The sequence below is a fragment of the Synechococcus sp. R6-7 genome (genome assembly GCF_047461695.1).
In the GTDB taxonomy this organism is placed as follows: Bacteria; Cyanobacteriota; Cyanobacteriia; order Thermostichales; family Thermostichaceae; genus Thermostichus.
Map to the genome: position 1 here is coordinate 1 of NZ_JANSHS010000300.1, position 6,669 is coordinate 6,669.

The 6,669-nt window shown below is 58.1% G+C and carries 8 protein-coding genes and 1 pseudogene; 3 read left to right on the forward strand and 6 right to left on the reverse strand.

Features of this window, described 5'->3' with window-relative positions; genetic code table 11:
* Positions 1 to 260: 260 nt before the first annotated feature.
* The 3 genes from larE to NW815_RS09155 all read left to right on the forward strand — a co-directional run bounded on the left by larE (position 261) and on the right by NW815_RS09155 (position 3,629).
* The gene (gene larE, locus NW815_RS09145) at positions 261 to 1,181 is read left to right on the forward strand and encodes an ATP-dependent sacrificial sulfur transferase LarE (RefSeq protein WP_414389616.1); all 921 of its coding nucleotides are present in this window, start codon (positions 261 to 263) and stop codon (positions 1,179 to 1,181) included.
* A gap of 52 nt (positions 1,182 to 1,233) precedes the next feature.
* Entirely contained in the window at positions 1,234 to 3,066 is a 1,833-nt protein-coding gene (locus NW815_RS09150; protein ID WP_414389618.1) for a DUF3769 domain-containing protein, read from the forward strand.
* A 281-nt stretch (positions 3,067 to 3,347) separates the two neighbouring features.
* Positions 3,348 to 3,629, forward strand: a complete 282-nt coding sequence (locus tag NW815_RS09155) for a DUF1830 domain-containing protein (protein ID WP_414331305.1) — start codon at positions 3,348 to 3,350, stop codon at positions 3,627 to 3,629.
* Between the two features lie 24 nt (positions 3,630 to 3,653).
* Here the strand turns inward: NW815_RS09155 and NW815_RS09160 are convergent, their stop codons facing one another.
* The 6 genes and pseudogenes from NW815_RS09160 to NW815_RS09185 form a co-directional block, all read right to left on the reverse strand.
* A complete protein-coding gene (locus NW815_RS09160) occupies positions 3,654 to 4,043 on the reverse strand; it encodes a hypothetical protein (RefSeq protein WP_414357066.1) in 390 nt (129 codons plus the stop codon).
* Between the two features lie 31 nt (positions 4,044 to 4,074).
* Complete coding sequence (locus NW815_RS09165; RefSeq protein WP_414406961.1) at positions 4,075 to 4,800, reverse strand: hypothetical protein; 726 nt, start codon at positions 4,798 to 4,800, stop codon at positions 4,075 to 4,077.
* Between the two features lie 41 nt (positions 4,801 to 4,841).
* On the reverse strand, positions 4,842 to 5,387 hold the full coding sequence (locus NW815_RS09170) for a DUF3110 domain-containing protein (protein WP_414374936.1): 546 nt from the start codon (positions 5,385 to 5,387) through the stop codon (positions 4,842 to 4,844).
* A 113-nt stretch (positions 5,388 to 5,500) separates the two neighbouring features.
* Positions 5,501 to 5,752, reverse strand: a complete 252-nt coding sequence (locus tag NW815_RS09175) for a hypothetical protein (protein WP_414330072.1) — start codon at positions 5,750 to 5,752, stop codon at positions 5,501 to 5,503.
* A gap of 247 nt (positions 5,753 to 5,999) precedes the next feature.
* Positions 6,000 to 6,344: an ArsR/SmtB family transcription factor gene (locus NW815_RS09180; protein ID WP_414330075.1), complete on the reverse strand. Its 345-nt coding sequence runs from the start codon at positions 6,342 to 6,344 to the stop codon at positions 6,000 to 6,002.
* A 93-nt stretch (positions 6,345 to 6,437) separates the two neighbouring features.
* Positions 6,438 to 6,669, reverse strand: a pseudogene (locus NW815_RS09185) (hypothetical protein); the annotation flags it as partial.

Here is a 6,669-nt window from a genome sequence, read left to right on the forward strand (position 1 = left end):
GTTCCCGGTAGGGTGCCGGAGGCATAGCACCATCGCGACAGCAGGTCAGCGGACTACGGATAGATTGCCCAATTGTCTACTTTTCCTTGAGGGATCCCGCATCCCATGCTGGGGAGAAGCGTTGGAAAGTCGGGGATCTCTAGGAAAGAATAGAAAGAGGGGGGATCCCTGCCCCTGATAGCAACCGGCTCTTCTCCTGCCGGCAATAGCGAGATGGCATCCTTGCCTGGTTATCCAAACGCTTGGCATCTTCTGTCTTCATGAGCACAGCCCAAGGCCCAACCGCCTCTCGTCTCGACCTTCTCCCCCCGGGAGAGGGAGGAATAGCGGCCAACCTCCTGCTGGAGTGGGATCCCGTCCTGCAGCACAAGTTCCAGCAGCTTGTCCAGATCTTCGCCGAGATGGAGCAGGTCTTGGTGGCCTACTCGGGGGGAGTTGATAGCAGCCTGGTGGCCAAGTTGGCCTGGGATCAGTTGGGGGAGCGGGCCCTGGCTGTCACCGCTGCTTCTCCTTCGCTGCTGCCCGAAGATTTGGAAGAAGCAATTCAGCAGGCTCGGCAAATCGGGATCCGCCATCAGATCGTCGAAACCCACGAGCTGGAAGATCCGGGCTACGCCGCCAACCCCGTTAACCGGTGTTACTTCTGCAAAAGTCACTTGCACGATACCTTGCGCCTGTTGGCCCAAGCCCAGGGATATAACCATGTGGTGGATGGTCTCAATGCCGACGATCTGGCCGATTACCGACCGGGGACACAGGCAGCTCGGGAGCGCGGCGTGCGTTCCCCTTTGGCGGAGGTGGGGATGAGCAAGCTGGAGGTGCGGCAATTGTCTCGCCACCTGGGGCTGTCTTGGTGGGATAAACCGGCCCAACCCTGCCTCAGCTCTCGCTTTCCCTACGGGGAGGCAATCACCCCTGAGAAGCTACGTCGGGTGGGAGCGGCAGAGCGCTATTTGCGCAGCTTGGGTTGGCGGCAGGTCAGGGTGCGCTCCGAAAAGGACACCGCCCGCATCGAACTTCCTCCGGATCAGATCGTGGAGTTTGTGCAGAAAACCAATCTGGAAGCGCTGGTCAAGGCCCTGCAATCCTTCGGCTATCTCTATGTCAGTCTCGATTTGGAGGGCTACCGCAGCGGCAAGCTCAACCGAGTCCTCAACCTTTCCCAGTTGGCCACAAGCTAGCGGGCTGGGGAAGCCGTAGGGGATCTGTGTTGAAGTTTTGCGCCGGGTGATTATGAGAGGGTTGCGGTTGCTCTGGCTCTGCTTGGGGGTGCTGGGGTTGGCAGTTGCCGGCCCTACTGCGGCTCAGGTGGAGTCCCAGAAGAAGGGGGGCGCTCAGCCCATGGATACGACTGACCTCAGCGCCGTTGCCGACCGAACGTTACGGCTGCGTTCTGACCGGCAAACCTTCGATCAACGGGCGGAAGTCTTCCAAGCAGAAGGCAATGTGGAGATGCGGCTGGGCCGCTCTGTGTTGCGGGCGGATCGCCTGCGCATTGAGCTGCGACAGCGGCGGGCTGTGGCCGAGGGCAATGTTTCTATTCAACTGGATCGGCAGCGCATTCAGGGATCCCGGCTGGAGTACGACTTTGAGCAGGAGCGGGGGTTTTTGGAAGAGGCCTTCGGGCAGGTGGATATTGGCCAGTTGCAGGCCAGTGGATCCCCGGCAGCCGCCCTCTCTCCGCAGCGGCTGGTGCGCTTTCGTGCCGTTCGCATCCGCTTCGATGCCACCACCTGGGAAGGAGAACAGGTGCGGCTGACCAACGACCCGCTGGATCCGCCGGAGTTGGAGATTCGTAGCCCACGGGTGACCTCCACCCTGCAAGCCGATGGCTCCAGCCTTTTGATTGCCGAGGCCGGCCAACTGGCCTTCGACCAGGTCTTGTTTCTGCCCCTGCCCATTCGGTTGCGCTTCGACTCATTAAACCGTCAGCCTCCGGTCAGCATCTTCTACGATGATTTCGACAGGGAAGAATTGCGGCGCGGCTTGATCCTCCAGTCCAACATCGAGCTGCTGCGGGATCCCAATGTGAGCTTGGTGCTCTCCCCGCAACTGTATCCACAACGTCTTTGGGGCAGTGAGCAGGGCCTTTTGGATGGGATCGGGCTGCGGGCCGATTTTCGTTGGCGGCAACCGGAAGCCAACGCTCAAACCTCGCTGTTTGCCGAGCTGCGGGGGATCGTCTTCCAGGAGTTTGCTCAGCGCTTGCGAGCCCAGGTCGAACACCGCATCACCACCGGCGATGGCGGAGAAGTCGCCTACACCTACGCCTATCGGGAACGCTTCTTCAGCGGTCGCCTGAGGTTTCAAATTGTGGAAAACCGCCTCGGTGCCAGCTACCGCTCCCCCACCCTGCGCCTAGGGAATACCGGCTTGGATCTCAGCTACCGCATAGCCGTCGACTACATTGATGCCTTGGGGCAGCCGGATGAAATCGACACAGAGCCGGAGTTGGCCTTGGCCAACACCACCGACCGCACTCAGCTCTCCCGCCTGCAACTGGGGGCAACCTTGAATCGCTCCTTTCCCCTCTGGAGCCCTCCCAAGACGGCGGCGGATCCCCCACCCCGCTTTTCCGCTCTGCCCATCGAGCAAGGGATCTGGCTCAGCACCGGTGTGAGCAGCAGCCAGTCTTTTTACTCCAATGGCCGAGCCCAGAGCTATACTGCCGGCAGCATTGGTATCGATGCGGTGATTGGGGCTTTTGTGGCCGATACCTTCGACTACACCAACCTGAGGGTGACCTACTCCAACGGTTTTTTGGCCGGAGCCTCGCCATTTTTGTTTGACCGCATCACCACGCGGGAACAGCTCGTCCTGGGCTTTTTGCAACAACTGTACGGCCCGCTGCGGGTAGGGGCAGAGACAACGGTAGATTTGCAGTCAGGCCAGCAGGTGGATGTCGTCTATCGCCTGGGCTACGACCGCCGCACCTATGGCTTCAGCCTGCAGTACAATCCGGTGCGCCAGTCGGGGGCTCTGGAGCTGCGGGTGGAGGGCCTGAACTGGGATCCCGGCCAATCCTCGCCGCAGCCGACGACGGGATCGAGGATCCAAGAGCCTTGATCCCCAAACTCCAAGGCAGCTTAAAAGTGTAGTCTTGACTACTACTCTGCGGAGATTTTCTATGAGAAATTGTCCCATATTGGGGAAAAATCCTAATTCAAATCTTCCTCGAATTGCAGAACCCTCTTGGAAATCGAAACAGTAAGGTAAAATACAGAAGTTATTTTTTCCAGGATTGATTTCTGCCAGTTGGGATCGCCGTATCGCAGACTACCGCAGTGATCCCCAGACGGTGTTAGGGTAGATGGTAGGCTGAGCAACGTGGGCTGGTAATCTGAATTATGCAAACACTCGATGCAATCCCCGATAAAAAACGAGCAGAGCGAATAACCTGTAGCTACATCAATGCGACCAGCTCCATTCAGGTGGTTCGCATCACGAATATCGAAAACTGGTACTTTGAGCGGGTGGTCTTTCCAGGCCAGCGGCTGCTCTTTGAAGCGGTGCCTGGAGCCAAGCTAGAGATTCACACGGGTATGATGGCCAGCTCTATTCTGGCGGATACCATCCCCTGTGAAAAGCTGCGCGTTCGAGAAACGGAGCCGGTGACTGCGGGCGCCTAGATCTCCAGAGGCCAGGGGTGCGGACTAGGTTTCGCGGCCTTGCTGCTTTCTCTCTTCTCTTTCCGAACTGGGGGAAGGCTGAGGTGAGGGGCTGGCGGAGCGGCGGGGCTTGGGAGGTAGGGGGATCTCCAGGAAACGGGCGCTCAATCTCACCAGGCTGGTCTCTTGGGGCGGCCAAGGGATCCCCAACCAACGGGCTGTGAGCTCCAGCAAGCTGGGGGGTGGTGTCGGCGTAGGAGTTGGCGTGGGTGGTGGGGTGGGGTACAGATCTAGGCGCGGTGGCCGTGGGGTGCTAACCCGAAAAGCATCGGGGGGCGGTTGGGTCAGAGGTACATTCGGATCCCCGCATCCCAGCAAGCCCAGTCCGCCGGCAAGCAACAGGCCGTACAATTTTCGAGTGCCTCTACTGCCCATGAATACGCTGCTGGACACCTCTAACAGGGTATCATCGGGATCCCAAGGCTCTGAGCTGGGCTTGCAAATCTTCCTCCAGCACAGATAGCTGGCGAGCCAAGGTCACGTAGCGGTTGGCGGTCAGGTTTTTGGCGGTAAACTGCTCCAGCAGTTGCTGATCCCGGGCAACCATTTGGTTGAGATACTGAGCCACAGAGGCTTGTGGATCCTCGATCAAAGCTCGGCACACCTGTAGGGCCATCACCAGTTGGGCCCGCACCTGCAAAAACAGCGACTGGATGTACTTTTGCTCAGCCTCACTGAGTTGCCGAAAATCCCGCCAATGCTGCCCCCCCTGCAGGGATTGTTGGAGCTCGTTGACCCAGTGGTTGTAGTCTTTTACCTTGCGGGCCAGATCGGTGGCAAACTTCATCATCTCAGGGGTGCTGTTGAGCAGGTGGGCCTCCTGCCAACGCTGGCGGATGCGATGCAGGCTTTTTCCCAAGCGCAGGCTGACTCTCAGGATCCCCAACAGGAGCAGCAGTAGGATCCCGGCAGCCGCGGTATAGGACACCCAAGAGCCGGGATCCCGCATCCCCAAGAAGATGACCAAGGCTATTGCTATCAAACCAAAGGCCAGCATGCCCCAGGAGCGTAGCCGCTGTTGCTGCAGACGCAGGTACTCCGCCCGCAAATCAAAGGCCTCGCAGCAAGCGTCCAGATCGGCGGCCATGAGCTGGCGAAACTCGTCCACAGAGATCGGTTCCACACTAATCATCGAGGGCACCCTTAACGCAAGTGGATCGAGGCCAAACGGCATCAAGACCTGCCCTGCCAATCACGGGCAGCTTCCGTGCTTTCTTGTAGGGGCTCCAGCGTTTCGCTGGCCGGAACCACCATCAACCCATACCCTCCGCTGCGGCAAAAATCGACGATCTCCTGCGTGTCAAAGCGTTCTGCCACGGGCTTGGGCAGTCCCTGTTGAGCCAACCGCTGCGCATATTTTCTTGCCGCAAACGAGCTCTCGAAAGCAATGACGATATCTTGACCCCCAACCTGGCGCGTGCAGATTCCCTCCTGCCCATTGGCTTGGTAGAGCAGCACAATCACCTGGGGGGGCAAGTCCTCTGGGCTGACCCAAGACAAACCCTTCTCAGCCTGGGATCCCCCGCTAAGCAATACATCCCGCGCCTCATTCAGCCGCGCCAGTTGCGCCTCTAGCAAGGGTCTTTGTCGCTCGTCCTCCAGTTCTGCGAGGGCAGTACTGAGGGTTTGGTATTCCTGAAACAGTCGCCCCCGGATCTGCCGCTCGGTTGCGTCCGGCGGAAGGTTGAGAATCTGAAGGGCTTCGGCGGTGTTCATCATGGGCTCTGATTTATTCAAAATCATTGCCTAGACTAGCTGCTTTGAGAGTCTCTGGAGAGAAATTCTCCTATGATCGTGGCTGCCCGCTTTCTCGGCCAGAAGAGAGGGTGGACTCACCGTTCGCGCCAGCGGGCCGGAGGCCTTGTGCGGCGATGATGACTTCCATCTTGGGGCTGCTCAGCAGGGGAATTGACCTGGGGTTGGTCAGATAAAGAGGGAAGGGGAAAGCCCAACTCAAAAGCCTCTCGTGCCAGCAAAGCCAGCAGAGATGGATTCAACTGGGCGCGTTTCACCCGCTCCTTGAGGCGATTCCACAGGTGTGCTCGGTGGATGCGTTCCAACTCTTCTCGCTGTTCACGTATCATGTTGTTCCCACCTCTCTTGTATCAATCCTAACTAAGCAACAGGGGAGCTGGTGTCAGGGAACTTTGATGGATTTTAGGAGATGGGATCCTCATTTTCTCCGAGTTGACCCGCCGGGATCCCTGGGGTTGCCAGCAGGGAACACCATTCACATCTGTAATTTCTTGTGTTGCAGCAAGCCCGTCTTCGGAATGTACAAGGGCGGGATCCGACAGTTTTTCTAGGGACATTTTGGGATCCCTGCTCGCCTTAGAGGTCTTCCACACAGGGAACTGCGGCCTTGACAGGGCCAGCTTGCCCCAATCTATCCAAAAAATGCTGCAGGAGCTGAAAACCGGGTGGGTTGAGGCTGTAGTAAATCCAGCGCCCCTGCTGGCGAGCATTGACCAATTTCGCATCCCGCAGGGTTTTTAGGTGAAACGAGAGCTTGGATTGGCTCACCTTCAGCTCCTCGCAGAGATCACAAACACACAACTCACGCCCCTGCAGCAGTTGCAGCACGCGCAGGCGAATCGGGTCAGAGAGGGCGTGGAATCCCTCCCGCACCTGCTCATCTGTCAAATTCCCCTCTACCTCAACCAGGAACGAAACCATCATTCAACCAGGGTAGCAGGAGTTTTGCGCTGCGGCTGCTGATGGATTCGATGGCAGGGGAAAGGCGCGACAATCAACCAGTTTGGCAGCATCTCACTCGAAGGCAAGCAAATACAGACCTTCCGGTTCAGAAGGGATCAGTTGATACGGATTCTTCTGATTGGCCTGTTCACAGAGATTGGCAAAAGACTGCAAACCTTCCAAGCGTTCCGTGAGTTCGCTGAGGGTATCGAGGTACTCCGCCAAGCCCGCTTGAGTCAGGTACCAAGATTTGTCCAGCTCTCGGAAATAGGTCATGTAAACTACCCGACCCTGACTGCTTCGC

Coding starts and splice junctions, on each gene's coding strand:
- NW815_RS09170 (WP_414374936.1), bottom strand. CDS start 5,387: ATGATGAACACCGCCGAAGCCCTTCAGATTCTCAACCTTCCGCCGGAC.
- NW815_RS09180 (WP_414330075.1), bottom strand. CDS start 6,344: ATGGTTTCGTTCCTGGTTGAGGTAGAGGGGAATTTGACAGATGAGCAG.
- larE (WP_414389616.1), top strand. CDS start 261: ATGAGCACAGCCCAAGGCCCAACCGCCTCTCGTCTCGACCTTCTCCCC.
- NW815_RS09175 (WP_414330072.1), bottom strand. CDS start 5,752: ATGATACGTGAACAGCGAGAAGAGTTGGAACGCATCCACCGAGCACAC.
- NW815_RS09155 (WP_414331305.1), top strand. CDS start 3,348: ATGCAAACACTCGATGCAATCCCCGATAAAAAACGAGCAGAGCGAATA.
- NW815_RS09150 (WP_414389618.1), top strand. CDS start 1,234: ATGAGAGGGTTGCGGTTGCTCTGGCTCTGCTTGGGGGTGCTGGGGTTG.
- NW815_RS09165 (WP_414406961.1), bottom strand. CDS start 4,800: ATGATTAGTGTGGAACCGATCTCTGTGGACGAGTTTCGCCAGCTCATG.
- NW815_RS09160 (WP_414357066.1), bottom strand. CDS start 4,043: ATGGGCAGTAGAGGCACTCGAAAATTGTACGGCCTGTTGCTTGCCGGC.